Raw genomic sequence first — 1,088 nt, forward strand, 5'->3', positions numbered from 1 at the left:
GGCAGCATCACCAAGACCTTCCTCGCGACCGTCGTGCTCCAACTGGCCTCGGAACAGCGACTGTCGCTGTCCGACCCGGTCGAGAGGTACCTGCCCGGCCTGGTGCGGGGAGCCGGCAACGACGGGCGCGCGCTGACCCTGCGTTCCCTGCTGACCCACACCAGCGGCCTGTACGACTTCGCCCGGGATACGGGTGGCGTCCGCCCCGTCACCCCTCTTCAAGCCGTCCGTATCGCACTCACCCACCCTCCGGCCGACCGTGGCCGCTACGCCTACTCCAACACCAACTACGTCCTGCTCGGCCTGGTCGTCGAACAGGTCACCGGCCGCTCCTACGCCACGGAGGCGGAGCGCCGCATCCTCGATCCGCTTGCTCTGAACGGCACCTCCTTTCCCGGGTCCCGCACCTCTCTGCCCTCCCCGCACGGCCGCGCCCACGGCCCGGACGGAACCGACGTCACCGAACTCGACCCGCGGGTGGCCGGGGCCGCGGGCGAGCTGGTGACGACGCTCGCCGACCTGAACCGCTTCTACTCAGCCCTCCTGAGCGGCGAGCTGCTCCCCTCGCGCCGGCTGCACGAGATGCTCGACACCCGCACCGCACATGGCTCGTACGGCCTGGGGCTGATTCCGGCGAGGCTGCCCTGCGGAGTGACCGTGTGGGGGCACAACGGCCGGATCTCGGGCAGCTACGTGCGCACCGCGGCCACCGTCGACGGCCGTCATGTCCTCACCTTCCGCGTGAACACGACGGCGATGGCGGACCCCAGCCTCGAACCGGCCCTGCTCGCCTCCGAGTTCTGCCCTCGCACCCCTTCCAACGAGCCGGTCCCGAACGGAGATCCCGTCCCACGACACCCGTTCGAGTGAAGCAGCGGGCGAGCAACCGAGGCCGTCCGGCCGAAGCCGTCCAGCCGAGGCAGCCCGAAGACCGGCGGGCCTCACACCCACGAGGCGGGCCCCCCGCCCACGACCGCGGCGACGCCACAGCGGCTCACAGCCGCAGGCCTCACGCCCACCACCTCGGCGCCCCACAACACCTCAGCGCCTCAGGCCTCGCACCCCGCCACCCCGCAGCCCCCCACAGA

The 1,088-nt window shown here is 71.8% G+C and carries 1 protein-coding gene; it reads left to right on the forward strand.

The features are described from left to right. Positions 1–870, forward strand: an 870-nt coding sequence (locus BZL64_RS38210; protein ID WP_086773509.1) for a serine hydrolase domain-containing protein, incomplete at its 5' end; no start/stop codon positions are given. Positions 871–1,088: the final 218 nt, after the last annotated feature.

Source organism: Streptomyces bobili, assembly GCF_002154575.1.
GTDB classification, from domain to species: domain Bacteria; phylum Actinomycetota; class Actinomycetes; order Streptomycetales; family Streptomycetaceae; genus Streptomyces; species Streptomyces bobili.